This is a genomic window from Corynebacterium sp. HMSC055D05 (assembly GCF_001810365.1).
In the GTDB taxonomy this organism is placed as follows: domain Bacteria; phylum Actinomycetota; class Actinomycetes; order Mycobacteriales; family Mycobacteriaceae; genus Corynebacterium; species Corynebacterium coyleae.
The window spans coordinates 83,463-107,563 of sequence record NZ_KV801073.1 but is presented as its reverse complement, the minus strand read 5'-3'; the positions used below and the strand labels follow the sequence as shown (position 1 = coordinate 107,563).

General features: G+C 62.5%; 24 protein-coding genes. 17 read left to right on the top strand and 7 right to left on the bottom strand.

Translation table 11 applies throughout. From position 1 onward, the window contains the following. Positions 1 to 19 precede the first annotated feature (19 nt). Positions 20 to 841, top strand: a complete 822-nt coding sequence (locus tag HMPREF2734_RS06410; RefSeq protein ID WP_070569989.1) for a hypothetical protein — start codon at positions 20 to 22, stop codon at positions 839 to 841. 3 nt (positions 842 to 844) lie between these two features. Here the strand turns inward: HMPREF2734_RS06410 and HMPREF2734_RS06405 are convergent, their stop codons facing one another. Continuing rightward, the gene (locus HMPREF2734_RS06405; protein WP_070569987.1) at positions 845 to 1,510 is read right to left on the bottom strand and encodes a YaaA family protein; all 666 of its coding nucleotides are present in this window, start codon (positions 1,508 to 1,510) and stop codon (positions 845 to 847) included. A 31-nt stretch (positions 1,511 to 1,541) separates the two neighbouring features. On the opposite strand from HMPREF2734_RS06405, the gene HMPREF2734_RS06400 reads away from it, so the two are divergent. After that, positions 1,542 to 3,329: a proline--tRNA ligase gene (locus HMPREF2734_RS06400; RefSeq protein WP_070570209.1), complete on the top strand. Its 1,788-nt coding sequence runs from the start codon at positions 1,542 to 1,544 to the stop codon at positions 3,327 to 3,329. Between the two features lie 22 nt (positions 3,330 to 3,351). Here HMPREF2734_RS06400 and HMPREF2734_RS06395 read toward each other — a convergent pair whose 3' ends face one another. Further along, the gene (locus tag HMPREF2734_RS06395) at positions 3,352 to 4,146 is read right to left on the bottom strand and encodes a DUF4439 domain-containing protein (RefSeq protein ID WP_246816789.1); all 795 of its coding nucleotides are present in this window, start codon (positions 4,144 to 4,146) and stop codon (positions 3,352 to 3,354) included. Positions 4,147 to 4,176: 30 nt separating this feature from the next. Here HMPREF2734_RS06395 and rimP point away from each other — a divergent pair, with 30 nt between their 5' ends. From rimP to HMPREF2734_RS06350, 9 genes are all read left to right on the top strand, one after another. Beyond that, entirely contained in the window at positions 4,177 to 4,728 is a 552-nt protein-coding gene (gene rimP / locus HMPREF2734_RS06390) for a ribosome maturation factor RimP (protein WP_070422288.1), read from the top strand. Then, positions 4,725 to 5,738 (top strand): transcription termination factor NusA, encoded by a 1,014-nt coding sequence (gene nusA, locus HMPREF2734_RS06385; protein WP_070422289.1) that lies wholly within the window; start codon positions 4,725 to 4,727, stop codon positions 5,736 to 5,738. The genes rimP and nusA overlap by 4 nt, the downstream gene beginning before the upstream one ends. A gap of 189 nt (positions 5,739 to 5,927) precedes the next feature. Next, positions 5,928 to 6,251: a YlxR family protein gene (locus HMPREF2734_RS06380; RefSeq protein ID WP_070451066.1), complete on the top strand. Its 324-nt coding sequence runs from the start codon at positions 5,928 to 5,930 to the stop codon at positions 6,249 to 6,251. A 106-nt stretch (positions 6,252 to 6,357) separates the two neighbouring features. Beyond that, a complete protein-coding gene (gene infB, locus HMPREF2734_RS06375) occupies positions 6,358 to 9,174 on the top strand; it encodes a translation initiation factor IF-2 (RefSeq protein WP_070483872.1) in 2,817 nt (938 codons plus the stop codon). Between the two features lie 95 nt (positions 9,175 to 9,269). Further along, positions 9,270 to 9,710 carry a 30S ribosome-binding factor RbfA gene (gene rbfA, locus HMPREF2734_RS06370; RefSeq protein WP_070422292.1) on the top strand — a complete coding sequence of 147 codons (441 nt, stop codon included), beginning with the start codon at positions 9,270 to 9,272 and terminating at the stop codon, positions 9,708 to 9,710. Next, the gene (locus HMPREF2734_RS06365; protein ID WP_246816788.1) at positions 9,697 to 10,701 is read left to right on the top strand and encodes a DHH family phosphoesterase; all 1,005 of its coding nucleotides are present in this window, start codon (positions 9,697 to 9,699) and stop codon (positions 10,699 to 10,701) included. Before rbfA ends, HMPREF2734_RS06365 begins: the two co-directional genes overlap by 14 nt. Further along, complete coding sequence (locus HMPREF2734_RS06360; protein ID WP_070569985.1) at positions 10,698 to 12,032, top strand: MATE family efflux transporter; 1,335 nt, start codon at positions 10,698 to 10,700, stop codon at positions 12,030 to 12,032. The genes HMPREF2734_RS06365 and HMPREF2734_RS06360 overlap by 4 nt, the downstream gene beginning before the upstream one ends. Continuing rightward, a complete protein-coding gene (locus HMPREF2734_RS06355) occupies positions 12,029 to 12,826 on the top strand; it encodes a metallophosphoesterase family protein (RefSeq protein WP_070422294.1) in 798 nt (265 codons plus the stop codon). The genes HMPREF2734_RS06360 and HMPREF2734_RS06355 overlap by 4 nt, the downstream gene beginning before the upstream one ends. Before the next feature lie 2 nt (positions 12,827 to 12,828). Beyond that, entirely contained in the window at positions 12,829 to 13,482 is a 654-nt protein-coding gene (locus HMPREF2734_RS06350) for a 4'-phosphopantetheinyl transferase family protein (RefSeq protein WP_070569983.1), read from the top strand. A 3-nt stretch (positions 13,483 to 13,485) separates the two neighbouring features. Here HMPREF2734_RS06350 and truB read toward each other — a convergent pair whose 3' ends face one another. Then, a complete protein-coding gene (gene truB / locus HMPREF2734_RS06345; protein WP_070451009.1) occupies positions 13,486 to 14,379 on the bottom strand; it encodes a tRNA pseudouridine(55) synthase TruB in 894 nt (297 codons plus the stop codon). Between the two features lie 30 nt (positions 14,380 to 14,409). On the opposite strand from truB, the gene HMPREF2734_RS06340 reads away from it, so the two are divergent. The 4 genes from HMPREF2734_RS06340 (at position 14,410) to HMPREF2734_RS06325 (ending at position 19,133) form a co-directional block, all read left to right on the top strand. Further along, complete coding sequence (locus tag HMPREF2734_RS06340; protein WP_070451068.1) at positions 14,410 to 15,381, top strand: bifunctional riboflavin kinase/FAD synthetase; 972 nt, start codon at positions 14,410 to 14,412, stop codon at positions 15,379 to 15,381. Continuing rightward, a complete protein-coding gene (locus HMPREF2734_RS06335) occupies positions 15,378 to 16,340 on the top strand; it encodes a nucleoside hydrolase (protein WP_070569982.1) in 963 nt (320 codons plus the stop codon). The genes HMPREF2734_RS06340 and HMPREF2734_RS06335 overlap by 4 nt, the downstream gene beginning before the upstream one ends. Before the next feature lie 102 nt (positions 16,341 to 16,442). Further along, positions 16,443 to 16,712 carry a 30S ribosomal protein S15 gene (rpsO, locus tag HMPREF2734_RS06330; protein WP_070569980.1) on the top strand — a complete coding sequence of 90 codons (270 nt, stop codon included), beginning with the start codon at positions 16,443 to 16,445 and terminating at the stop codon, positions 16,710 to 16,712. A gap of 96 nt (positions 16,713 to 16,808) precedes the next feature. Next, entirely contained in the window at positions 16,809 to 19,133 is a 2,325-nt protein-coding gene (locus HMPREF2734_RS06325; RefSeq protein WP_070422398.1) for a polyribonucleotide nucleotidyltransferase, read from the top strand. 55 nt (positions 19,134 to 19,188) lie between these two features. Here HMPREF2734_RS06325 and HMPREF2734_RS06320 read toward each other — a convergent pair whose 3' ends face one another. From HMPREF2734_RS06320 to HMPREF2734_RS06305, 4 genes are read right to left on the bottom strand one after another with little or no spacing between them, the layout of a single operon-like run. After that, entirely contained in the window at positions 19,189 to 20,754 is a 1,566-nt protein-coding gene (locus HMPREF2734_RS06320; protein ID WP_141750440.1) for a succinic semialdehyde dehydrogenase, read from the bottom strand. A 10-nt stretch (positions 20,755 to 20,764) separates the two neighbouring features. Beyond that, the gene (locus HMPREF2734_RS06315; RefSeq protein WP_070569979.1) at positions 20,765 to 21,736 is read right to left on the bottom strand and encodes an oxygenase MpaB family protein; all 972 of its coding nucleotides are present in this window, start codon (positions 21,734 to 21,736) and stop codon (positions 20,765 to 20,767) included. 19 nt (positions 21,737 to 21,755) lie between these two features. Next, the gene (locus tag HMPREF2734_RS06310; protein WP_070451012.1) at positions 21,756 to 22,007 is read right to left on the bottom strand and encodes a hypothetical protein; all 252 of its coding nucleotides are present in this window, start codon (positions 22,005 to 22,007) and stop codon (positions 21,756 to 21,758) included. Next, positions 22,007 to 22,657: an AMIN-like domain-containing (lipo)protein gene (locus tag HMPREF2734_RS06305; RefSeq protein ID WP_070569978.1), complete on the bottom strand. Its 651-nt coding sequence runs from the start codon at positions 22,655 to 22,657 to the stop codon at positions 22,007 to 22,009. The genes HMPREF2734_RS06310 and HMPREF2734_RS06305 overlap by 1 nt, the downstream gene beginning before the upstream one ends. 55 nt (positions 22,658 to 22,712) lie before the next feature. Here HMPREF2734_RS06305 and dapB point away from each other — a divergent pair, with 55 nt between their 5' ends. Together dapB and HMPREF2734_RS06295 are read left to right on the top strand one after the other, a co-directional pair. Further along, positions 22,713 to 23,456: a 4-hydroxy-tetrahydrodipicolinate reductase gene (gene dapB, locus HMPREF2734_RS06300; RefSeq protein ID WP_070569974.1), complete on the top strand. Its 744-nt coding sequence runs from the start codon at positions 22,713 to 22,715 to the stop codon at positions 23,454 to 23,456. Next, positions 23,457 to 24,092, top strand: a complete 636-nt coding sequence (locus HMPREF2734_RS06295) for an FAD-dependent thymidylate synthase (RefSeq protein ID WP_070483852.1) — start codon at positions 23,457 to 23,459, stop codon at positions 24,090 to 24,092. The last annotated feature ends 9 nt before the right edge of the window (positions 24,093 to 24,101 follow it).

The following is a 24,101-nucleotide window of genomic DNA, read 5'->3' as shown; positions in this document are numbered from 1 at the left end:
GTTGTCGGCAAGGCATGCGATGCTACAGGCCGACTTTCACGCGTTGGCGTTTTACGAAAAGCGCTGGGTGCAGGCGGTTGCAGCAGGTCAGGCAGCGAGGAAGGCGGCGCTGGCTGGCAGGTCTGCGGCGCGTGTACTGGGGATGTGGCTGGTGACCACGGACTCAAACGAACCGGTAGAACTGTTGCTCCCGAACGGCAGGACACCATCGAGAAGACAGTGGCCGGACAATACCGTCTATCACCGTGCGCGTAACCGCGTGGCCGTGATCAAGCACTTTGACACATTGCGCGTTACCGACGAGCTGACCACCGCGTTCGAGATCGCTCTGCGCCACGGGTTCAGGGAGGGGCTGGTGGCGATGGACTGGGTGCTCAAACACCACACCGATCGTGCGACCGTGGAGGCGGAAGCCGACAAGCTTGGCCGTGTCAAGGGGATAGGTGTGTTGCGGAAAGTGCTGCGATACGCAGTGGGTAACTCGCGGTCGCCGTTCGAATCGTACGCACGCGCGGTGTTGATTGAGCGGGTGGCCGACGGCTGGATCGTCAACGGCATGTTCGCGGGCTACGAGGTGGACCTACGCCTCGGGGCACTGATCTTGGAGATCGACGGGGATTACAAATACGACGGGGTCACGTTTAAGAAAACCGACGAGACGCTGCGACAAGAGCGCAAGCGGGAGAAACATCTGCTCAAACGTGGTGTGTATCTGCTCAGGGCGTCGCCGCATGATCTGTTGTTTAAGGAAGGCGAGTTTGTCGACGACGCCCGCGCCCTGCTCGCCCTCGCCCAGGCGCGAGAAGCAGACAACAGGGCAGCACACACCCAGGCGGCGTGACACCTACACGCGCATGGTCAGCAGCGTGCCGTCGACAGACACGTCGAAGCCCGCAGCCACGGACAGGTCCACGACCTCCGAAGCAGACGACGCGTCGTGTGGCGCCAGTACCCGGGCCAGCTCGCCCTTGTACTTCTTGTTGAAGTGGCTGACCACCTTGCCGGTGTCGGCCTGTTCCACGCGGATGGTCAGCGCGCCGGGCACAGGGCCGAGGTTCTGGTAGGCGCCGGAGCGCATGTCGATGACAAAGCCGCAGTCTGCAAGAGTATCGGTCACGGCGGAGCCCCACCAGGCGCGCAACGTCTTGCCGCCCAGTTTCATCCCGGCAGACAGGCGGTAGCGGGGGATGAGGTCGCCTGCCCGAACCACGCCGAACAGCGCGGAGCCAACGGCAAGGCGCGACAGCGCGTCGGCGGACAACGTGGAGGCATCGAGCGAGTCGTACAGCACACCCGTGTAGCGCTCGATGGCCGGCATCACCGGTGCCGAGCGCAACGTGAGGTTCTCCTCCGCTTCGGCCTGCTTGGAGGCGGGGGTGTCGACGAGGGTGTGGGTGAGTTCGTCGAGAAGCGAATTGCGAATGGGATCCAACGACGGAAACGACAACGCCATCGCAGCGTCGGTGCCGCCGGGCGCTTTGGTTTCGGAAGGAGGGAGGACGATCAGCATGACGAACAAGCTACCGGGTAAACTGCCCCGCATGATTACTCGCCTGTCCACGCTGTTCCTGCGCACTCTGCGCGAAGACCCGGCCGACGCTGAAGTGCCGAGCCACAAACTCCTTGTCCGTGCTGGTTACGTCCGCCGTGCCGCGCCGGGCGTGTACTCCTGGCTGCCGCTTGGTCTGCGTGCGCTGCGCAAGATCGAGGGTGTGGTGCGCGAGGAGATGGACGCAATGAGTGGCCAGGAACTGCTGTTCCCGGCACTGCTGCCGCGCGAGCCCTACGAGGCGACGAACCGCTGGACCGAATACGGCGATGACCTGTTCCGCCTGAAGGACCGTAAGGGTGCGGACATGCTGCTCGGCCCGACGCACGAGGAGATGTTCACTACGGCGGTGAAGGATCTGTACTCGTCGTATAAGGATTTCCCGGTCACGCTGTACCAGATTCAGACGAAGTACCGCGACGAGGCACGTCCGCGCGCGGGCATCCTTCGCGGGCGTGAGTTTGTGATGAAGGATTCCTACTCCTTCGACATGTCGGACGAGGGTCTGGATGAGTCGTATGCAAACCACCGTGCGACCTACCAGCGCATCTTCGACCGTGTGGGACTGAAGTACGAGATCTGCCAGGCCACCTCCGGTGCCATGGGTGGCTCCGCATCCGAGGAGTTCCTCGCGTACTCCGACAACGGCGAGGACACTTTTGTCGTTTCCACCGCGGGCGATTATGCAGCCAACGTTGAGGCTGTGACCACGGTTGCTCCGGAAGCCCGTGCGGTCGAAGGGCTGCCTGAGGCTGTCGAGCACGACACCCCGAAGTCCGAGACCATCGCGGCACTCGTGGAGTGGGCGCAGAGCGCAGGAGTGCTTATCGACGACCGCCCTGCCGAAGCCTCCGACACCCTCAAGTGCATGATGATCAAGGTCAACGATCCGCGCGCCGTGGATGAGGACGGCAAGCCGGTCGGCCCACAGTTGGTCGGCGTGCTCATCCCGGGTGACCGCGAACTGGACGAGAAGCGCCTGGAATCATCGCTCGAGCCGGCGACCTTCGAGTTGGCTAGCGACGAGGACTTTGCCAAGAGTGATTTCCTGGTCAAGGGCTACGTTGGCCCGCGTGCGCTCCAGGCCAACGGTGTGCGTGTGCTCGCAGACCCGCGTGTGGTTGACGGCTCCGCGTGGATCACCGGTGCGGACGCTCCGCAGAAGCACGTCGTCGGACTGGTCGCTGGTCGCGACTTCACCGTCGACGGCTACATCGAGGCCGCCGAGATCAAGGAAGGCGACCCGTCGCCGTCCGGCAACGGCACCGTGAAACTCGCCCGCGGCATCGAGCTTGGCCACATCTTCCAGCTGGGCCGCAAGTACACCGAAGCCATGGACGTGCAGATCCTGGACGAAAACGGCAAGCGTGCCGTGCCGACCATGGGTTCCTACGGCATCGGTATCTCTCGCATGCTCGCTGTGGTGGCGGAGCAGCGCCACGACGACAAGGGCCTGGTCTGGCCGGTGGAGATCGCCCCGTACCAGGTGCATGTGGCTGTGGCGAACAAGGACGCTGCTGCGCTCGAGGCAGGCGACCGCATCGCGGCTGAACTCTCCGACGCCGGGCTCGAGGTGCTTTTCGACGACCGCCCGAAGGTCTCCCCAGGCGTCAAGTTCAAGGATGCGGAACTGCTCGGTATGCCGTTCATCGTGATCCTCGGTCGCGCGTTCGCTGACGGCAACGTCGAACTGCGCATCCGCGGGGGCGAGACCCTTGAGGTCCCGGCCGACGACATCGTGGCGAAGGTCCAGGACCTGGTCGCAGAGCGCCGCGGCTAGGCGATAAATCTGGGTGTGAAGGCTAGGCCCGCTGGGCGTGGGCGGCGAGTTGGATTGCCGCCTTGCGCCACTGCTTGGTCTCTGCGTGAGCGGCGGCGTAGCGCCACTGTTTGACAAGGTCACCGTGCATCGTTTCGACGAGCGCGGTGGCCTCTTGCGTTGTCTGGGGGTCGTTGTAGCCGTCCGCGAAGGTGTATCCGGCGGCGGGAACTAACGATTGGCCGTCTGTGTCGCCGAGCAGTTCCGTAAGCGCCTCGGTGCGTTCGTGGGATGCCTCGCGCAGCTCGCTAATGCGGGTGCGCAAAGCCTCGTCGGCATGGGCGAGCGCGAGGCCGAGGCCGTAATACATCGCGTTTTCGCGAGCGAGGAGGTCGGCGGCGGATTGGGTCGCGGCGTCGTCGTCAAGCGGGCCCTCGAGAGTGATCTCGACTGGAGTGAGCGCAAGCGCATCGATGGCTTGGGCTACTACGAGGTCAACCGAATCGTCAGGCACCTTGTCGGCGGCGGTGACGGTGTGCTCCAAAAGGGCTGCGCCGTCCGCGGCTGCCGGAAGGTCGGTGTCGCCATACCCGACGTTGCAGGACTGCGGGGTCTGTCCAGTTTCGTCCGTGCCGCACAGGCGCAGTGCTTCGTCTTGAAGCTGCTCGCTCTGGAACTTGCGCAGTTCCGCCCACTCGGGGTGCTCCCCGAACACCCAATCAGCGGAGGCTTGCTTGGCCAGCGACATGATCTCGCCGTTGGCGCGAGGGCCGACAACATCCATCACTGTGCAACTGGTCAGGAGCAGTACAGCTGGCAAAACAAGCAGTTTCTTCACCCGCTGCACGTTACACGCTAGGTTTGACGCATGGCATTTCCCACAAATAACGAACTTGAACAATTGGTCGCCCCTGTCGTGAAGGCGTACGCGATGGACATTGAGAACATTCGCACCGTCAAGGCGGGGAAGAAATCGCAGGTCGTTATTGCGCTCGACTCGGATACGCACCCGACGCTGGATGAGTTGGAGGAAGTGTCCAATGAGCTATCAACGCTTTTCGACGACCTCGAGCAGCGCGGGGAAGTCAACTTCGGCGCCGGATACACGCTTGAACTGACCACCCCTGGTGTGGATATGCCGCTGACGCAGCCGCGACACTTCCGTCGCAACCAGGGCCGTCTGATTAAGGCGGGTGAGCAGAAGTGGCGCATCGCCGTACTGGATGAGGCGCAGGAGCATGTTGCGCTGGTGCGTTCGTCGAAAAAGGGCGATGAGGTGCGAATTGCACCGGTTTCAGAAATTGCTGGTGCAGTGGTAGAAATTGAGTTCAACGCGCCGCCAGCAGCAGAAGTTGAGCTGGCGGATCAGACGTTTGCAGAGCTCGAAGCCGCAGCGGCGGCACAGGAAGGAAACAAGTGAATATCGACTTGAACGCGCTGAAAACCATCGAAGAGCAGCAAGGCATTTCGATGGAGGATCTGCTGACCACCATCGCAAACGCGTTGCTGTTTTCATACCGCGAGTTCAAGGAGGAAAGCGGTACGGAGCGTTCCAAGGCGCGTGTGGACATTGACACCGAAACGGGCGACGTTGCCGTTATCGTCAGCGAGCTCGACGCCGAAGGCGAAGTCATCTCTGAATACGACGACACGCCGGTGAACTTCTCCCGAATTGGTTCCGTCGCCGTGCGTGACGCGATCAAGGGCCGTCTGCGCCAAGCGGAGGCTGGCCGCGTTTACGGCGAGTACGCCGAACTCGAGGGCCAGATTGTCTCTGGGCTGGTCCAGCGCGATGCCCACGCAGAGGCGCGCGGCATCAGCATCGTCCAGCTCGGTACGGAGGCAGACCCGCAGGACGGCATCCTGCTGCCGGCAGAGAAGATCCCGGGCGAAGTGTTGCGCCACGGCGATCGCATCAAGGCTTACGTGGTGGGTGTGAACAAGGGCGACAAGCGCGTGCAGGTCAACCTGTCGCGCACGCACCCCGAGTTGGTTCGAGGCCTGTTCGCACTCGAGGTGCCGGAGGTAGCCGACGGTTCGGTAGAGATTGTCAGCATCGCGCGCGAGGCAGGCCACCGCTCCAAGGTTGCGGTGCGTGCAACCGTCAAGGGTGTCAACGCCAAGGGCGCGTGCATCGGGCCTCGAGGAGCGCGCGTGACCAACATCATGCAGCAGCTCGGCGGCGAGAAGATCGACATCATCGATTGGGATGCGGACCCGGCGAAGTACGTCGGTAACTCCCTGGCCCCCTCGAAAGTGGTGGATGTCACGGTGCTCGATGCGGATATGCAAGCGGCTCGCGTGACGGTGCCGGACTATCAGCTCTCCTTGGCCATCGGCAAGGAAGGCCAAAACGCCCGCCTGGCCGCCCGCCTGACCGGCTGGAAGATCGACATCCGCTCCGACGCTGATATCGCCGACGACGAATAAGGTCTTTGCCAACGTTTATGAAACCCGCAGGAAGTACAGATTCTGCGGGTTTTCGCGTACAGTGTTTAACGGCTTTGCGTCCGCACGTTGGGTGCGGCGGCCCACCACGCACACGAGTGCGCCGGTGTGAGACATAACGGCACAGTGTTAGACGGCAGATAGGTTGCGGGAAGGATGCGAATGAGCGGAATGCGTAAGCACCCCATCCGCACACGTACCTGTATTGCCACCCGAAAAACTCACCCCGACGTCGAACTGTTGCGCGTGGTCGCCGATCCGGACGTGCCGGGGAAGATCCTCGCCGACCCGGACCGGAAACTGCCTGGTCGGGGAGCATGGATTACCCCGTCGTTGGACGCAGTCGAGCTGGCGGAACAACGCCGCGCCTTTGGGCGGGCACTCCGTCTGTCTGCGAAAGTAGACCTAGGTCATGTACGTACGTACCTCGCCTCGTCGCAAAGCAGAAGCGCCGAGGCGGTCGACCCAGAGAATGAAGGAAAGACCGAACACTGATGAGTACGCAACCATGAAGCAGCATCAGCGATGAAAGTCACTGACCACGTCTAGGGGCCGGTAGCCGAAGGGCACTGGGCTCCTAGCATGAACAACAAGGAGACATGTGTCCGGAAAGCTACGCGTACACGAGTTGGCTAAGCAGCTCGGCGTAACAAGTAAGGAATTACTCGCAACCCTGAAAGAACAGGGTGAGTTTGTGAAGACGGCGTCGTCGACCATTGAGCCGCCTGTCATCAAGAAGATGAAGGCGCACTACGCCAAGCTCAATGGCGGTGGCGCAGACGACAACGAAAAGAAGGAAGCACCGACTCCGGCGAAACCGCCGCTGAAGAAGCCTGGCCAGAACCGTGCCAAGCCTGCAGCGCCGAAGCCCGCCGGTTCCGCACCAAAGCCGGGCGAGGCTGCGAAGCCGAAGCCGGCTCCGGCTGCTCCGAAGGCACCGGCTGCGAAGGCTGCGGGTGAGCCGGCCCAGAAGCCAGGCGCCCCGAAGCCGGGCGCACCGAAGCCTGCAGCGCCGAAGCCTGCGGGTTCCGCCCCGAAGCCAGGCGCACCTAAACCCGCAGCTCCAAAGCCCGCAGCTCCAAAGCCCGCAGCGCCGAAGCCGGCTGCTGCGAAGAAGGACGGCCCGACTCCGGGCGGTATGCCTCGCCCGATGCCGAAGCCTGGTGGACGCCCGCGCGTTGCTAACAACCCGTTCTCGTCCAACACTGGCGGTGGGCAGCGCCCGCCGCGTCCGGGTGGACGTCCGGGGCAGGGTCGCGGTGGCCAGGGCCAGGGCGGCCCACGCCCGGGTGGTGCCCGTCAGGGTGGCGGCAACCGTCCGTCCCCGGCGGATATGCCGGCAGGTCCGTCGCCGACACAAATGCCTGCGAAGGCTGCACCGGCCGGTGGCCGCGGCGGTGGCCGTGGTCGTGGCCGTGGTGGCCAGAACGGGCCACAGCGTGGCGGTTTCGGCGGACCGGGTGGCGGTTTCCGCGGTCGCGGCGGACGTCGCGGCGGTACCGCAGGTGCATTCGGCCGTCCGGGTGGTGCACCCGGCAAGCGCCGCAAGTCCAAGGGCCAGAAGAGGGCTGAGTACGAGGAGATGCACAAGCCGAACGTCATCGGTGGCGTTCGTCTCCCCGACGGCGGCGGCAAGACCGTCCGCCTGCGCCAAGGCGCGACCCTGTCTGACCTCGCTGAGAAGATCAACACCGATGCATCGTCGCTGGTGCAGGCGCTGTTCAACCTCGGTGAGATGGTGACGGCAACGCAGTCCGTGTCTGAGGACACCCTGCAGCTGCTCGGCGCTGAGATCAACTACGAGGTCCAGATCGTCTCGCCTGAGGACGAGGACCGCGAACTGCTTGAGTCCTTCGACCTGCAATTCGGTGAGGACGAAGGCGGCGAAGAGGAGCTCGAGCAGCGTCCTCCAGTGGTCTCCGTCATGGGTCACGTCGACCACGGTAAGACCCGCCTGTTGGACTCCATCCGCAAGGCAAACGTGGGTCGTGGCGAGGCCGGCGGTATTACCCAGGGCATTGGTGCATACCAGACCGAGGTCACCCTCGACGGCCACCCGCGTAAGATCACGTTCCTGGATACCCCGGGCCACGAGGCGTTTACCGCCATGCGTGCCCGTGGTGCGAAGTCGACCGACTTGGCCATCCTCGTGGTGGCAGCGGACGACGGCGTCATGCCGCAGACCGTTGAGGCGATTAACCACGCCAAGGCTGCGGAACTGCCGATCGTGGTTGCAGTGAACAAGGTGGATAAGCCGGAGGCTTCCCCGGAGAAGATCCGTGGTCAGCTCACCGAGTACGGCCTCGTGCCGGAAGAGTACGGCGGCGACACCATGTTCATTGACATCTCCGCGAAGCAGGGCACCGGTATCGACAACCTGCTGGAGGCTGTGCTCCTGACCGCAGATGCGGCGCTTGAGCTCACGGCGAACCCAGACATGGACGCACAAGGTATTGCCATCGAGTCCCACCTGGACCGTGGCCGTGGCCCGGTGTCCACCGTCATCGTGCAGCGCGGCACCCTGCGTGTCGGTGACTCGATTGTCGTCGGCGGCAACTTCGGTCGCGTGCGTCGCATGGTCGACGAGTGGGGCGAGGACGTGGAAGAGGCAGGCCCGTCCCGTCCGGTTCAGGTCCAGGGCCTCAACGGTGTTCCTGGCCCGGGCGACAACTTGCTCGTGGTTGAGGATGACCGTGTGGCTCGCCAGATTGCTGCGCAGCGTGACGCTCGTCAGCGTGCGGCGATGCAGGCACGTCGTAAGAAGCGTGTCTCTTTGGAGAACCTGGATCAGGCTCTCAAGGAGCGCAGCCAGCTCAACCTCATCCTCAAGGGCGACAACGCCGGTTCGGTGGAAGCCCTCGAGGAGGCGCTGCTCAAGATCGAGGTCGACGACGAGGTGCAGGTCAACATCATCGACCGTGGCGTCGGTGCTGTGACCCAGACCAACGTCACCCTCGCGGCGGCATCCGACGCCATCATCATTGGCTTCAACGTCCGCGCGGACGGCAAGGCCACGGAAGAGGCGAATGCCGAAGGCGTGGAGATCCGCTACTACTCGGTCATCTACCAGGCGATCGAGGATGTGGAGCAGGCGCTCAAGGGCATGCTCAAGCCGATCTACGAAGAGCGCGACCTGGGCGAAGCCGAGATCCGTCAGATCTTCAAGGCTTCCGCAGTCGGCCTCATCGCAGGTTGCATGGTTACCGAGGGCAAGGTCAAGCGCGGTGCGAAGCTGCGCCTGGTCCGCGACGGCAACGTCATTACTCCGGATGCGTCGATCGATTCGCTGCGCCGCGAGAAGGACGACGTCAACGAGGTAGCCAAGGGCTACGAGTGCGGCATGGTGCTGTCCTACCCGGATATCCAGGTGGGCGACATCATTCAGACCTACGAGATGGTCGAGGTCCCGCGCGACTAGTCGTCGCAAAGCAATTGCTTATCGACGAAACCCCCGCCCCGCACGCACGTGCTCGGCGGGGGTTACACTATGCAGAAGTTTTGAGGAGGAGTGACATGGCTGATAACACCCGCGCCCAGCGGTTGGCGAAGCAGATTCAGACGATTGTTGCTTCCGCGATTGAGCGGGAGATTAAGGACCGCCGGCTGGAGTTGGTCACTGTGACCGACACCCGAGTCACCGGGGACCTTCATGACGCCACCATTTACTACACAGTGCGTGGCCAAGAGATCGACGACGAACCTGACTACGAGCAGGCCGCTGAGGCGCTCAACCGTGCTCGCGGGCAGATCCGCAAGATCGTGGGTGATCAGCTTTCGGTTCGGTTCACGCCGACCATCTCGTTTGAGCGCGATACCGTGCCGGAAGCTTCCGCGCACATGGAGGAGCTGCTCAACCGTGCACGCGCGCGTGATGAGGAGCTAGCAAAGCTGCGCGCAAATGCGAAGCCGGCTGGCGATGCTGACCCGTACAAGCGCTCCGGTGAAGGGGAGTAGTGCCCTGAACAGCCAGCTGTTTGCGGAGCATGCTCCGCTATTTGCCGAGGTTGCCGAGCGTATCCGCGCCGCGGACCGCGTCAACGTGGTCGCACACATCAACCCCGATGCGGATGCGATCGGGTCGGCGTGTGCGCTCGCAAAGGGGCTCACGGCGCTTGGTATCGACAACGACGTTTACATTGGCCAGCCGTTGCCGCACCCGGCGAATATGCGCACTATCCCGGGAGTCGATGAGATCATCTACGGCGAAACTTTGCCGGAGGATGGCCTTGTTGTCACCGTGGATTGTGCCTCCGCAGATCGCACAGGAGCATTCCTGGTCGATGTTACGGATAACCCGTCGCGCGTTGTTGTCATCGATCACCACAACACCAACCCCGGTTTCGGCGACATGAATTTGATCGTCGAGTCCGAATCGACCACAACGATGATCCGCGAGTTGCTTGATCATCTTGGGGTGGAGCTTGACGAGGACATCGCGTACTGCCTGTACGCGGGCTTGGTCACCGACACCGGCAGCTTCCGGTGGGGCACACCGAGGATGCACCGTTTGGCCGCGGAGCTGATGGGCTACGGCCTGAATACTCGCCAGATTGCGCTGGACCTGATGGACACGATGAGTGCGACCGACCTCCAGCTCATGGGCGCGGTGTTGGCGGAAACCCAAATCATTCCGGTCAAGGGGCTCTCCGTTGCAGTGCTTACCATCCCCACGGGGTTGTTAGCGCGAATGAGCCAGCCAACGGTCGAGGCGATCATCGACTACGCACGTGCCCTTGAAGGCACCGACGTTGGTGTGGTGTTGAAGCAGTACAGCAGCAAGCACTGGGCGATGTCGCTGCGTTCTACGGTGCTGAATGTTTCAACCGTCGCGCGCTCTCTTGGCGGTGGCGGACACAAGGCAGCAGCGGGGTACTCGGCCACCGGTTCGCGCTCTGAGGTCGTCCGCGACCTGCTCGACGCGCTGCCGGAACCCGCCCACCGATGAGGGGCGCGGTCGCCGCCCGCACACCAACCGCGCGGGATATCTTGATGCTCGCGCTGCCCGCGCTCGGCGTGCTGGCAGCCAACCCGCTGTATCTCCTGCTGGATACCGCTGTCGTTGGCAGGCTCGGCACCGCGCAGCTGGCTGCACTCGCTGCAGGCGCTGCCATCCAGTCGACCGTGACAACCCAATTAACGTTCCTGTCCTACGGCACGACGGCGCGCAGCTCACGGTTTTACGGCGCGGGAAAGCGCGACAAGGCAGTCGAGGAAGGTGTACAAGCTACCTGGGTAGCGCTCGGGGTCGGCGCGATCTTGGCGCTGATTGTGTGGGTGTTCGCCCAACCGTTGGCGATGGCGCTTGCAGGTGACGTTGACACGAGTGTGCGCGCTGCGTCCTGGATGCGTGTGTCCGCATTCGCCATCCCGATGACGCTGATCATCATGGCCGGAAATGGCTGGATGCGCGGCGTGCAAAATACGCGATTGCCGTTCTACTTAACGCTGTGTGGCCTCATTCCCGGCGCGGTCTCGTTGCCGTTATTGGTGAACCAGTACGGGCTTGTGGGCTCCGCGATATCCAACGTGATTGGCATGGGGATCACATCAACGTTGTTCGTGGTGTTCCTGATCAGGGAGCACCGGACGTCGGGCCGGGGCTGGGCGCCGCAGTGGTCGGTGATTTCCAAGCAGCTCGTGTTAGGCCGCGACCTGATTTTGCGGTCGTTATCGTTTCAAGTCTCGTTGCTGACCGCTGCTGCAGTTGCTGGTCGCTTCGGCGTGGTTGCGCTTGCTGCTCACCAGTTGATGCTGCAGCTGTGGAACTTCCTCACACTCGTGCTTGATTCGCTGGCTATTGCGGCGCAGACCCTGACCGGCTCGGCTTTGGGGCGGGCAGGGGCGCAGGACGCACGCGCTGTTGGTGAGCACGCACTGAAGTACTCGATGGTCTTCGCGGTCGTGCTGGCCGTGGTGTTCGCGTTGTTCCGTGAGCCGATTCTGGGTTTGTTTACGCAGGATCAGGCGGTCGTCGATACGCTGCAGCTGCCGTGGCTGTTGTTTATCGCCATGATCATCGCCGGGGGAGCGGTGTTTGCGCTCGACGGGGTGCTGCTTGGTGCGGCGGATGCGGCGTACCTGCGCAACCTGACACTGTTTTCTCTGCTCGGGGTTGCGCTGCCGATCATCATCGCTTCCGGTTTCTTCGGCTGGGGCCTGACCGGTATTTGGGTCGGACAACTCGGCCAAATCCTTGTGCGCCTCGTAGGTGTAGTGCACAGGTTCCGTTCCATGCGATGGGCAGTGACAAGCGGTGATGGTAGGAATGACGCATGACCACGACACTCTGGGCAGTCAGCGACCTGCACGCCGCAGTGAAGCTCAACGGCCCAAAAATCGACGACATCCAGCCTACTGACCCGTCTGACTGGCTCATCGTCGCTGGCGACGTGGCCGAACGGTTCGAACTCATCGTTGAAGTGATGACAGAACTGGCCAGTCGGTTCGACACCGTCATCTGGGTGCCCGGCAACCACGAGCTATTTTGCCGTTCTGCGGACAGGTACCGCGGCCGAGAAAAGTACGCCATGCTAGTTCAAGCGATGCGCGCTATCGGTGTGATTACCCCGGAAGATCGCTATCCGGTGTTCGGCGGAGTGACCATCGCGCCGCTATTTACGCTGTACGACTATTCGTTCCGCAGCAGGGAAATGACTGTCGACGAAGCCCTGCAGGCCGCCCACGACAACAACGTGGTGATGACAGACGAGTTTGCCATCGCACCATTTGTGGATATCCGTGGCTGGTGCTGGGACCGTTTGGCCTACACCACCAAACGCTTATCCCGCATTAGCGGGCCGACGATTCTGGTCAACCACTGGCCGCTGGTGCAGGAGCCGGTGCAGCGCATGATGTGGTCCGAAATCGCCCTGTGGTGCGGGACCCGGCACACCAGGACATGGCCCAAGCGCTACAACGCGCAGGCAGTGGTGTACGGTCACCTGCACATGCCGGGGGTGACCAAGGTCGATGGCGTCGACCACATTGAGGTCTCCCTGGGCTATCCGCGCGAGTGGCGCCACCACCCGTCCACGCGGCAATTCCCGTACCCGGTCATGGAGGTTGAATAGTGATGCAAGATATTTCGCTGTTTCCTCCAGAAGCACGCTGCGTCTTTTTACTTACCGACGACGCCGGCGACCTCACCCGCTACGACCACCTCCATCCGGCAGAGCGCCAGGAAGTAAAGACTGCGGTGGACCTGCGCAAGGGAGAGTTCGGCGATGCCCGCTGGTGCGCACACCAGGCACTGCGCGAACTGGGCGTGGAATCTGCAGGCGCGATCCTGCGCGGGGAACGCGGTATGCCGTTGTGGCCAGAGGGGTTTACCGGCTCGCTGACCCATACCGATGGCCTGCGCGCCGCTGTCGCAGCACCAACCCGGTACGTACTGTCGATGGGGCTCGATGCGGAGCCGGCAGAATCGCTGCCAGACGGGGTGCTGGAGTCGATCGCCAGTGATACTGAGATCGCGATGGTCAACGGTATGCGTCAGCAGGGGCAGCAATGGGCCGACCGGCTGCTGTTTTGCGCCAAGGAAGCGACCTACAAGTGCTGGTTTCCGATGACACGGCGTTGGCTAGATTTCGACGAAGCCGAAATTGAGTTGCGCGCCGACGGCACGTTTGTCTCGCAGCTCCTCGCCCGTCCCGCGCCGGTGCCGGTGTTTGAGGGCCGCTGGGTGGTCCGTGGTGGCTACGCGGTGGCTTCCACGTACGTGCGCTAAGAGCTAAAGTGTGGATGGCCGCGCCACAAACACCGTGGCGAGGCGCTTGCCCTGCTCTTTGACCAGGGCGACTGCTTTGCCGTCTGGTCCAACGGCGGCGTGCACGCCCTTCAAACCGCGCGGCTCGAGCCACTTGCCCATGGATAGCGCCGCGTATTCATCAGCAGTGACATCAAGCACCGGCCACGAGCGGGTCAGTGCCTCATCCATGGTCAGTGACAACACAGCATTGTCTTCCAACGCGTCGAGGGTGTGAGCGTCGTCGATGGAGAACGGGCCGACGGAGGTTCGTCGCAAAGCAATCAAATGCCCGCCAACCCCCAACGCCGCGCCGAGGTCGCGGCCCAGCGAGCGGATATAGGTGCCGGAGGAACAATGCACGCGGGCGTCGATGTCGACGACGCCATCGTGGTGGCGGATCTCGCTGACATCGAAAGCGTGGACGGTCACGGGGCGGGGAGGAATGGTGACCTCCTCACCGGCGCGCACCAGTTCGTGGGCTCGGCGCCCATCGATCTTGATCGCGGACACCTTCGACGGAACCTGCATGATATCGCCGGTCAGCAGTGCGATCTGCTCGTGGATCGCGTCGTCGGTTACCTCAGACGCGTCGTGCGTTTCGGTGATCTCGCCCTCCGCATCATCTGTGGTCGTGGACGCACCGAGGCGGATCGTCGTTTCGTAGACCTTGTCCTCTGCGACCAGGTGCGCCAGCAGCTTCGTGCCGCGCTCAATGCCTGCGACAAGCACGCCCGTGGCCATCGGGTCGAGCGTTCCAGCGTGGCCAACCTTGCGCGTGCCAAAGAAGCGGCGCAGACGCGCCACCACGTCATGACTCGTCAAGCCCTGAGGCTTATCGACGACAACAATGCCGGACTTTTCGAGGGGATCGTTCATGCTTTTGAAGTATGCCGTACTGTGTCCCCCGTGGATATTTTGCGTGGCCTCGACGCAGTGCCGGAAACATTTGGCGAGCCTGGTGGCACCGTCGTCACTATCGGCGTCTTTGACGGCGTGCACAGAGGCCACCAACTGCTGATCTCGAAGGCCGTGGATACCGCACGTGAACTCGGTGTGCCAAGCGTGGTCATGACCTTTGACCCGCACCCCGTGACGGTATTCGCCCCAGGTCACACACCTGCGGCGCTGATGTCGCTTGAGGAGCGCGCCCGCCACATCGCTGAGTTGGGCGTGGACTACTTGCTTGTCATTGACTTCCGGCACGAGCTCGGCGGGGTTTCGCCCGAGGGGTACGTGGAGGACGTACTCGTGGGCCAACTGCGCGCCCGCCACGTGCTGGTGGGGGAGAATTTCACCTTTGGAAAAGATGCCGCAGGTACCGCTACAACCATGGCGCAGCTAGGGGAGCGCGCAGGCATCGACGTGACGATTGTGCGATTGCTTTCCGACGGCGGCGTCAAGGTCTGCTCCACCGCCATCCGCGACGAACTCTCCGGCGGAAACGTACAAACGGCGACCGACTACATGGGACGGCCGTTCTCTGTGATCGCACCGATTGAACGTGGTGCCGGCCGTGGCGGCAAGGAACTGGGATACCCGACGGCCAACCAGTACGCATCCGATGCGGCCGCGATCCCGGCTGACGGTGTCTACGCGGGCTGGCTCACCATCATCGACGACGCCCCCATCGACGGCGACATGGAACCCGGCGTGCGCTACCCAGCGGCGATCTCCGTGGGGACGAACCCCACGTTTGGCGACAACCGGCGCAGCGTTGAGTCGTTTGTGCTCGACCGCGACGCCGACCTGTACGGGCGGATGGCCCGAGTGGAGTTCGTGGGCAAGGTTCGCGACATGGTCAAGTTTGACTCCGTTGAGGAATTACTTGAGCACATGGCGCGCGATGTGGACACCACCCGCGATATTCTCGGTGCATGACCACGAAGCTGATCCTGGACCTTGACACCGGCATCGACGATGCCCTGGCACTGGCGTACGCACTCGCGTCGCCCGAAGTAGAACTCATCGGCGTGACCTGCACCTACGGCAACGTGGTTGTCGAGGATTCAGTGCGCAACACCCTTGCCATCTTGGAGCTGTTTGGCCGCACAGACATTCCGGTGTTCGCAGGCCCAGACCACGCGCGCGCGAAGGACTCCTTCGAGGTCCAGGAGATCTCCGCGTTCATCCACGGCAAAAATGGCATTGGCGAGGTGGAGATCCCTGATCCGACGCGTCAGGTGGAATCGACGTCTGCGGTGGACTTCCTCGTCGAGTCGGTTACGGCGTACGGCGATGACCTCATCATCGTGCCCACCGGGCCGTCAACCACGATCGCGGCAGCGGTCGAGGCATCCAACGTGTTCCGTGAAAATGCCAACATCGTGATGATGGGCGGCGCGCTCACCGTCCCAGGCAACGTCACCGCCTGGTCCGAAGCGAACATCAACCAGGACCCCGAAGCAACCGACCTGCTGTTCCGCCAGCTGCGCAACGTCACCATGATCGGTCTCGACGTCACGCTACAAACACTGTTGACCACCAAAGAAACCGCGACGTGGGCCGAATTGGGCACCACCGGTGGCACATTCCTGGCCGACATCACGAACTACTACATCAACGCCTACAAGACCACCTCGCCGCACCTCGGCGGCTGCGGCCTGCACGACCCGCTCGCCGTAGCCGTGGCCATCCAGCCTGAGTTGGTGGACACGCTTGGCATCAACATGAAGGTGGACACCGAGGGCGAGACGCGTGGGCGCACGATTGGCGACGAAACCCGCCTGAACGACCCCGACAAGTGCGCAGCAGTGGCTGTACGGGTAGATACTGCAGGTTTCCTCGAAGAGTTCATGCGTCGATTGACGGGTTTGGCCCAGTCCACCCCTGTCGTGTAACCTTTTCGAGGTCTTGCGCCAGCCGACTGTGGTTCGCGGCAGTCATGGAGCAGCACAGACTTTTTCCGTAGAACGCGAACTGAAACAAACAAGGAGTACCTCATGGCACTGTCCACTGAGAAGAAGGCCGAAATCCTCAAGGAGTACGGCATCCACGAGACCGACACCGGTTCCACCGAGGCACAGGTTGCGCTGCTGACCGAGCGCATCAACAACCTGACCGAGCACCTCAAGGACCACCAGCACGACCACCACTCTCGTCGTGGCCTGCTGCTGCTCGTCGGTCGTCGTCGTGGTCTGCTGAAGTACCTGCGCGAGAACAATGTTGATCGCTACCGTGATCTCATTGCCCGTCTGGGTCTTCGTCGCTAAGCAATAGCGCAAAAAATAACGCCTCACCTGCGCGGTGGGGCGTTTTTTGCTATTATTGCTGGCCGTTGCAAGAACACCTATGACATGGCGGCACCGATGATCGCCAACACGCCTTCGAAGGAGAGGGATCTTTTGCGCAACTTTAAGCCAAACAACTCGTTTGATGTCCACGTCGATGAAGATTTCGGCGTCACCGAAGCGGTTGCCACGCTGGATAACGGCGACTTCGGCACCCGCACCATTCGTTTCGAGACCGGCCAGCTCGCGCGCCAGGCCGACGGTTCCGTCACCACGTACCTCGACGAAGAGACCATGATGCTGGCCACCACCACCGCATCCAACCAGCCGCGCGAAGGATTCGACTTCTTCCCGCTGACCGTCGACGTTGAAGAGCGCATGTACGCCGCGGGCAAGATCCCGGGTTCGTTCTTCCGTCGCGAGGGCCGCCCGTCCACCCAGGCGATCCTGGCGTGCCGTCTGATCGACCGCCCGCTGCGCCCGACCTTTGTTAAGGGCCTGCGCAACGAGGTTCAGGTTGTCATCACGGTGCTGTCGCAGCACCCGGAGGAGTACTACGACGTTGTCGCGATCAACGGCGCGTCCGCCGCGACGCAGCTTTCCGGCCTGCCGGTGTCCGGACCGGTTGGTGGCGTGCGCATGGCACTGCTTGCCGACGATAAGCACCCCGAGGGCCAGTGGGTCGCATTCCCGAACTATGAGCAGCACGAGCGTTGCCTGTTCGAAATGGTCGTTGCTGGCCGCATGGTTGAGCGTAAGCGTGGCCGCAAGACCGAGGAAGATGTCGCCATCATGATGGTGGAGGCAGGCGCCGGCGTGAACGTGGTCGAGCAGATCAAGAAGGGCTACCCAGCCCCGACTGAGAAGACCGTTGCAGAAGGCCTCGAGGCAGCCAAGCCTTACATCGAGACCCTGTGCCGTGCGCAGCGTGCGCTTACCAGCGAGGTTTCCACCGAGCAGAAGGAATTCCCGCTCTTCCCGGCGTACTCCGAGAAGGTGTTCAAGGCCGTTGAGAAGAAGGCCGCGAAGAAGCTGGCCAAGCTGATGACCATTGCATCGAAGGCTGAGCGTGAGAACGCCACCAACGAGTACATGGAAGACATCGAGGAAGATCTGTTCGACTCCTTCGATATCGACGATGACGAGCGCGAGGAGCGCGACGCAGCATCGAAGGAAATCCGCGCCGCGTACAACGCACTGCAGAAGCAGATCGTGCGCGAGAAAATCCTCACCGAGGGCTTCCGTATCGACGGCCGCGGCGTGACCGATATCCGCGACCTCGGCGTCGAGGTGGAGCTCATCCCGCGTGCCCACGGCTCTGCGTTGTTCGAGCGTGGCGAGACCCAGATTCTCGGCGTGACCACCCTGGACATGCTGAAGATGGAGCAGCACCTCGACTCGCTGCACCCGGAAGAGTCCAAGCGCTACATCCACCACTACAACTTCCCGCCGTACTCCACTGGTGAAACCGGACGCGTCGGCTCTCCGAAGCGCCGCGAAATCGGCCACGGTGCGCTCGCCGAGCGTGCCCTTGAGCCGGTGATCCCGTCGCGTGAGGCGTTCCCGTACACGATCCGTCAGGTTTCCGAGGCGCTCGGTTCTAACGGCTCGACCTCGATGGGCTCCGTGTGTGCTTCCACGCTGTCGCTGTACAACGCTGGTGTGCCGCTGGCAGCACCGGTTGCGGGTATCGCGATGGGTCTGGTCTCCGGCGAGGTCAACGGTGAAACCGAATACGTTGCGTTGACCGACATCCTCGGTGCCGAAGACGCGTTCGGCGACATGGACTTTAAGGTCGCCGGTACCCGCGAGTTCATCACCGCCCTGCAGCTAGACACCAAGCTCGACGGCATTCCGTCCAGCGTTCTTGCAGATGCGCTGAACCAGGCCCGCGACGCCCGCGAGGCCATCCTGGACACCATGGCTGAGGTCATCGACGGCCCGGACGAGATGAACCCGCTCGCACCGAAGATCACCACTGTGAAGATCCCGGTATCCAAGATCGGCGAGCTGATCGGCCCGAAGGGCAAGACCATCAACCAGATCACCGAGGACACCGGCGCAGACATCTCCATCGAGGACGATGGCACCGTGTTCGTCTCCGCCACCTCCGGTGAGGCTGCCGACGCCGCGATTGAGAAGGTCAATGCGATCGCGAACCCGCAGATGCCGAAGGTGGGCGAGCGCTACCTTGGCACCGTGGTCAAGACCGTGGCGTTCGGCGCGTTCGTGTCCATCACCCCGGGCACCGATGGCCTGATCCACATCTCCAACCTGGGTGGTAACACCCGTGTGGAGAAGGTCGAGGACGTCATCAACGTCGGCGACAAGGTCGAGGTTGAGATCCGCGACATCGACAACCGTGGCAAGATCTCGCTTGTCCCGGTGGAGGATAACGCGTAGTTTTTCGCAAACATCATGGGCGCTTCCCAGTTGGGGAAGCGCCCGTTTTGTCTTGCTAGGGCAGAAGACGCAACCTTTTGCCAAGCGCCAGCGCCGAGGTCATGAGCGGGCCGTAGAGCCGCTTCGGCATCGCGTGTGGGCCGCGCATAGACACGATGCGTTGCTGTGCGATGTTTTTCACCTCGGTGTACTTGGTCATCCCGTCGCGTCCGTGGCGCCGGCCCATCCCGGATTCCTTTACCCCGCCCAGCGGGGTTGCCATCGAGCCCCATGTAGCGGCGTAGCCGTCGTTGATCGTCACGCTGCCGGCTTCAACGCGGCGCGCGATCTCCCAGGCGGTGTGCGGGGATGCAAACACGGAGGCGTTAAGTCCGTAGGGGAGGGCGTTTGCCAGATCGATCGCCTCATCGACGCTGCCCACACGCTGGACATACACGACGGGGCCGAACACCTCTTCCTCACGCAGGTTCGCGTCAGCGGGTAGGTCTGCGAGAACGGTAGGCGCGAAGTGGAGAGGACCAACATCTGGGCGAGGTGTGCCACCGGTGACCACCCGTGCACCCTTCGCTACGGCGTCGTCGACGTAGGTCTGCACCCGTTTGAGCTGGGTGTCGTCGATAAGCGAGCCCATGTCATAGTCCCAGTTCAGTCCCTTGCCCAAGGTGAGTGATTCGGTGGAGTGGGTGAACGCGTGCAGGAAGTCGTCGTAAATGTCTGTGTGGACGTAGATGCGTTCGATGGACACACACAACTGACCCGCGTTGGAGAAGCACGCGATAGCCATCGTGCGCGCGTGCTTTTGCACGTCGACGTCCGGCGCGACGATCATCGCGTTTTTGCCGCCGAGTTCCGCGGAATAGCCGATGAGCCGTTCGCCGGCAGTGCGGCCCAGTTTCTTGCCGGTGGCGGTGGAGCCGGTGAACATCAGGTAGTCGCACCGCTCGGCTATCGCACCGCCGACTTTTTGGCCGGAGCCTGTCACGACTTGGAACACGTCCGCTGGAAGGCCAGCTTCCACGAGCAGTTGCTTGACGACGAGACACGAAAACGGCGTCTTCGAATCCGGCTTCGCCACTACAGCGTTGCCAGCGATAAGAGCCGGGATGGCATCAGAAATAGCCAGGGAAAGCGGGTAGTTCCACGGACTGATCTGGCCGACAACACCGACGGGGATGCGTTGCTCCCGCGCACGGGTCAGCAGAGGTAGAGCACCCGGGCGTCGTTTCTCTGCCAGAAACGTTGCTGCGTTGCGGGCGTAGTACCGGGCATTATTGAGCACGTCGAGCACTTCGTCGAACGCTGCCGTTCGGTCCTTGCCGGTCTCGAGCTGCACGATGTCCGCCAGCACGTCGCGGTGCCGGTAGACCAGCGAATGGAACGCGTCGAACACCGCGGTGCGATCCGCCAGGCTGCGCTCCGCCCACGCACGCTGCGCCACACGGGCGCGGCGAAACGCCTCATCCACGTCGTCTGTGGTGCCTGCGGGGACGGTGCCGAGGGGCTCGTCGATAAGCGGAGATGCGACGGAGATCACCTCGCCGCCGTGGTTCGTCGTCAGGGCGACGAGCTCGCTCTGAAGGTGTGCGGGCAGTGGTTGTTCGCGGAGACGTTTTGGCAGCATAACGCCGATGCTAGACGGGGCAACCGCCGGACGTTGCGTCTTGGCCCTTCGGAGAGTACGGGGTGATCAGTTTCGGTTCCTTGTACTTGCCGGAGATCATGCCGTTTTTGATCATCAGCGAGCGCCCTGGCTCCATGTAGCGCTTGTCCTCGGGCAGGATTTTGAACACACCGCGGATAAACCTTGCGATTCGGTTGAAGCGGCGCTGGTCGCGGTGCGTCCACTCAAGGTCGAGGATCTGGCGCTCCTTGTCGTTGAGCGTGCCAACAGTCAGCCAAATCACGCTGCGCATGATCGGCTTCCAGATGACCTTCCACACAGCCTCGGGGACACCATCCGGTGCCTTCACCGGTTCGACTCGGGCGGTACGCAGCGCGAAATCGACGGTATCGTTGCGCTCAAGCACGGTGTCTTCCATCTCTTCGATGTAGGCGATCAGGTCGTCGTAGTTGTCAATGACAGGGCGCTCGGACAGGCCGTACAAGTCCCACCAGGTCACGCCTTCGCGCACGATCTGGTCTTTCTCCGCGTGGGTAAACGGGGTCCCGAACAGTTCCTGAGCGAGGATGACACGGTAGACGAATGTTGCGTGTGCCCACCAGTAGGTTTCTGGGTTGAGCGAGTGGTAGCGCTTGCCGTCGCGGAGCTTGCCCTTGATATCTACGTGGTAATCGCGGATTTGTTTACCGATCACGTCCTGGTCGTCGTAAATCGACGCGATGATTTGCGGGGTGGAGCGCTCGAGGCGTGCGAAGGGCTCCTCGAAAAACTTCGAGTGGTCCAGCAGTGACTGGCCGATGGCTGGGTGCATATTCTGCAGCACGCCGGTGTAGCCGCGCAGGAGTTGAATGCGGTTGTCGGCGCCCCATTTCCACAGCAGCGAGTCAGGGCCGAGCGGTGCGCGTTTTACGTCGCGCTTACCGGTTTTGACACTGCCGTCGAGCAGGTCGTCGAAGTTATCTGATGGCTGTGGCTTTGGCATGGTGTGAAGCGTAACGCAATCACGCTGTATCTTGACCTGTCTCACTGGAAGTTTCTTCCGAATCGTCACGATGGCCGAGCAATTCTTCGCGACGATTCCACGTAAACAATCCGGCAAGCGGCGAGATACCGAAAAGCAGGCCCCAGCGGCGCTTGGCGTCGTCGTCAAGATCGCTGCGCTGAATCTCGCGCAACTTGCGCCACAAGACGAACAACCCAAGGACACTCACCCCGATGACGAAGGCGAGCCCAAGCCACGATGTGGCGTTCATTACTTCTGAAAGTCCACGACGATGCGGGTCGGGTTTTCAAGCACGCTGAGCTTGTACGGGCGCTGCTTGTCCAAACCGACAACGTACTGGGCGTCCGCTTCGAACACGCCGCCGTCCGCGATCTCCGTGATGCTGCCGGCCGCCACGCCGGCAGGGCTGGACTTAGCCAAGACTGCCTCATCTGCAGACATACTTAGCGGCACACCCTGGATGATCAGCGTGAAGTACGCATTACCGGCGGGTTTCAGTGGGAAGCCGGAAGCCTGCTGGCGCGGGTCGGTGTCGTACCCGGCGATCACGCTCGGCGAACCGGTGCCAGACAGTTCCACTACGAGGCGGTCGTATCCCTCGTGCGAACCAGCACGCACGTCTTCGACCATCATCTCGGCGAGTTGCTCGGACTGGATGTGTGTGTCTTCGAGCGAGAACCCATCTTTGGTGGGGGGCTCTACGGGGGCAGCTGCTGCGGCAGGGGAGACATCAGTGGTCGTCGCCGCTTCGCTCGAGGTAGCGGTCGTGCTCTGCGACGTTGGTGCTGTAACGGTGGCGTCGGTATTGGAATCAGTGCCGGTGTCGTTGTCCGCAGAGCACGCGCCGAGCAGCAGCGCCGCAATGGCACCCGGGATAAGTAGTGTCGTGTGGCGTTTCATAGTCGCCCAGCTTAGGTGGCGCTACCATTGCGGGCGAGCGAAAGAAAGGATGCACATGATCAAGGTTGGAGTGCTTGGCGCACAGGGCAAGGTCGGCTCGGCAGTCGTCGCCGGGGTGAAGAAGGCGGACGATCTCGAGCTGGCGGTGGAGATCAACAAGGGGGACTCGCTACAAACGCTTGTCGACGAAGGCGTCGACGTCATCGTCGATTTCACCACCCCGAACGCGGTGATGGACAACCTGGAGTTCTGCATTAACAACGGCATCCACTGCGTTGTTGGCACGACTGGCTTCGACGATGCCCGCTACCAGCAGGTCCGCGACTGGTGCGCCGCCAACGAGGGAGTCGGCGTGCTCATCGCTCCGAACTTCGCCATCTCTGCGGTACTCACCATGGCGTTTGCCCGCCAGGCGGCGCCATTCTTCGAGTCGGCGGAGGTCGTCGAGTTCCACCACCCGAACAAACTCGACGCGCCGAGCGGCACCGCAGTCAAGACAGCGCAGGGGATTGCACAGGCCCGCAAGGAAGCCGGTATGGACGCGATGCCGGACGCGACCGAGCAAGCACTCGACGGCTCCCGCGGCGCCGATGTCGACGGTGTGCCTGTCCACGCGGTACGCATGCAGGGCATGGTCGCGCACGAAGAGGTCATTTTCGGCACCACCGATCAGTCACTGACCATCCGTCAGGACTCTTACGGCCGTGAATCCTTCGTCCCAGGTGTTTTGACTGGTGTGCGCGAAGTGGCCAACCGCCCGGGCCTGACGATCGGCCTCGACGAGTACCTCGGGCTCTAAATGCGTGCCGAACTCGTCGCCGCAACCGCCCTGCGCAACACCCGCCCCGCAGGCGGCACCGATGTCACCGACGCAGAGGCGGTTATCGCGCACGCCGCAATGTCGTCCCACGACGCCGAAACAGTGCTGCGCAGGCTTATCGACGACGACCGCACCGACCTTCTCGCCCACGCCAGCGCCACCCTCCACGTGTACGGGGTATCGCGCGCCGCGGCAGAAATCATCCATGCACACCCCGGTTTCGCGGTGAGCCTGCGTGACGACGACGGCGCGGTCGTCCCACACCTCATCGCGGAAGACGAGGACCTCGTCAACCTGTTTGACACCGCCATCGAACACATTGCATTCATCCGCCAAGAACTCCTCGACGGCCTCGAGCACGTGCTTGTCGACGACCCCAACCTGCTCTCTCGGCGCAAACGAGCCGCCGAAGCAGCACGCTTGCTTCAGCCCTTAGCCACCGCAACGCAACTGGTAATCACAGGGTCGTACGGGGCGTGGCGTGGTTTCGTCGAGAAGCACAGCGGAAAATATGAAGACAAAGAAATCAGAATGATCGCACGCGCGTGCCTCGATGTGCTCCAGCCGGAAGCGCCCTTGGTGTTTGAAGATTTGGCGGCAGGGGAACGTCGATAAGCACATACG

Bases quoted from the DNA above. Each gene is read 5' to 3' on its own strand.
- HMPREF2734_RS06380 (WP_070451066.1), top strand. From the start codon at position 5,928: ATGCGTAAGCACCCCATCCGCACACGTACCTGTATTGCCACCCGAAAA.
- HMPREF2734_RS06335 (WP_070569982.1), top strand. From the start codon at position 15,378: ATGACCACGAAGCTGATCCTGGACCTTGACACCGGCATCGACGATGCC.
- dapB (WP_070569974.1), top strand. From the start codon at position 22,713: ATGATCAAGGTTGGAGTGCTTGGCGCACAGGGCAAGGTCGGCTCGGCA.
- HMPREF2734_RS06295 (WP_070483852.1), top strand. From the start codon at position 23,457: ATGCGTGCCGAACTCGTCGCCGCAACCGCCCTGCGCAACACCCGCCCC.
- rpsO (WP_070569980.1), top strand. From the start codon at position 16,443: ATGGCACTGTCCACTGAGAAGAAGGCCGAAATCCTCAAGGAGTACGGC.
- HMPREF2734_RS06355 (WP_070422294.1), top strand. From the start codon at position 12,029: ATGACCACGACACTCTGGGCAGTCAGCGACCTGCACGCCGCAGTGAAG.
- truB (WP_070451009.1), bottom strand. From the start codon at position 14,379: ATGAACGATCCCCTCGAAAAGTCCGGCATTGTTGTCGTCGATAAGCCT.
- HMPREF2734_RS06305 (WP_070569978.1), bottom strand. From the start codon at position 22,657: ATGAAACGCCACACGACACTACTTATCCCGGGTGCCATTGCGGCGCTG.
- HMPREF2734_RS06350 (WP_070569983.1), top strand. From the start codon at position 12,829: ATGCAAGATATTTCGCTGTTTCCTCCAGAAGCACGCTGCGTCTTTTTA.
- HMPREF2734_RS06360 (WP_070569985.1), top strand. From the start codon at position 10,698: ATGAGGGGCGCGGTCGCCGCCCGCACACCAACCGCGCGGGATATCTTG.
- HMPREF2734_RS06410 (WP_070569989.1), top strand. From the start codon at position 20: ATGCTACAGGCCGACTTTCACGCGTTGGCGTTTTACGAAAAGCGCTGG.
- rbfA (WP_070422292.1), top strand. From the start codon at position 9,270: ATGGCTGATAACACCCGCGCCCAGCGGTTGGCGAAGCAGATTCAGACG.
- HMPREF2734_RS06400 (WP_070570209.1), top strand. From the start codon at position 1,542: ATGATTACTCGCCTGTCCACGCTGTTCCTGCGCACTCTGCGCGAAGAC.
- HMPREF2734_RS06325 (WP_070422398.1), top strand. From the start codon at position 16,809: ATGATCGCCAACACGCCTTCGAAGGAGAGGGATCTTTTGCGCAACTTT.
- rimP (WP_070422288.1), top strand. From the start codon at position 4,177: ATGGCATTTCCCACAAATAACGAACTTGAACAATTGGTCGCCCCTGTC.
- HMPREF2734_RS06315 (WP_070569979.1), bottom strand. From the start codon at position 21,736: ATGCCAAAGCCACAGCCATCAGATAACTTCGACGACCTGCTCGACGGC.
- HMPREF2734_RS06405 (WP_070569987.1), bottom strand. From the start codon at position 1,510: ATGCTGATCGTCCTCCCTCCTTCCGAAACCAAAGCGCCCGGCGGCACC.
- HMPREF2734_RS06320 (WP_141750440.1), bottom strand. From the start codon at position 20,754: ATGCTGCCAAAACGTCTCCGCGAACAACCACTGCCCGCACACCTTCAG.
- HMPREF2734_RS06310 (WP_070451012.1), bottom strand. From the start codon at position 22,007: ATGAACGCCACATCGTGGCTTGGGCTCGCCTTCGTCATCGGGGTGAGT.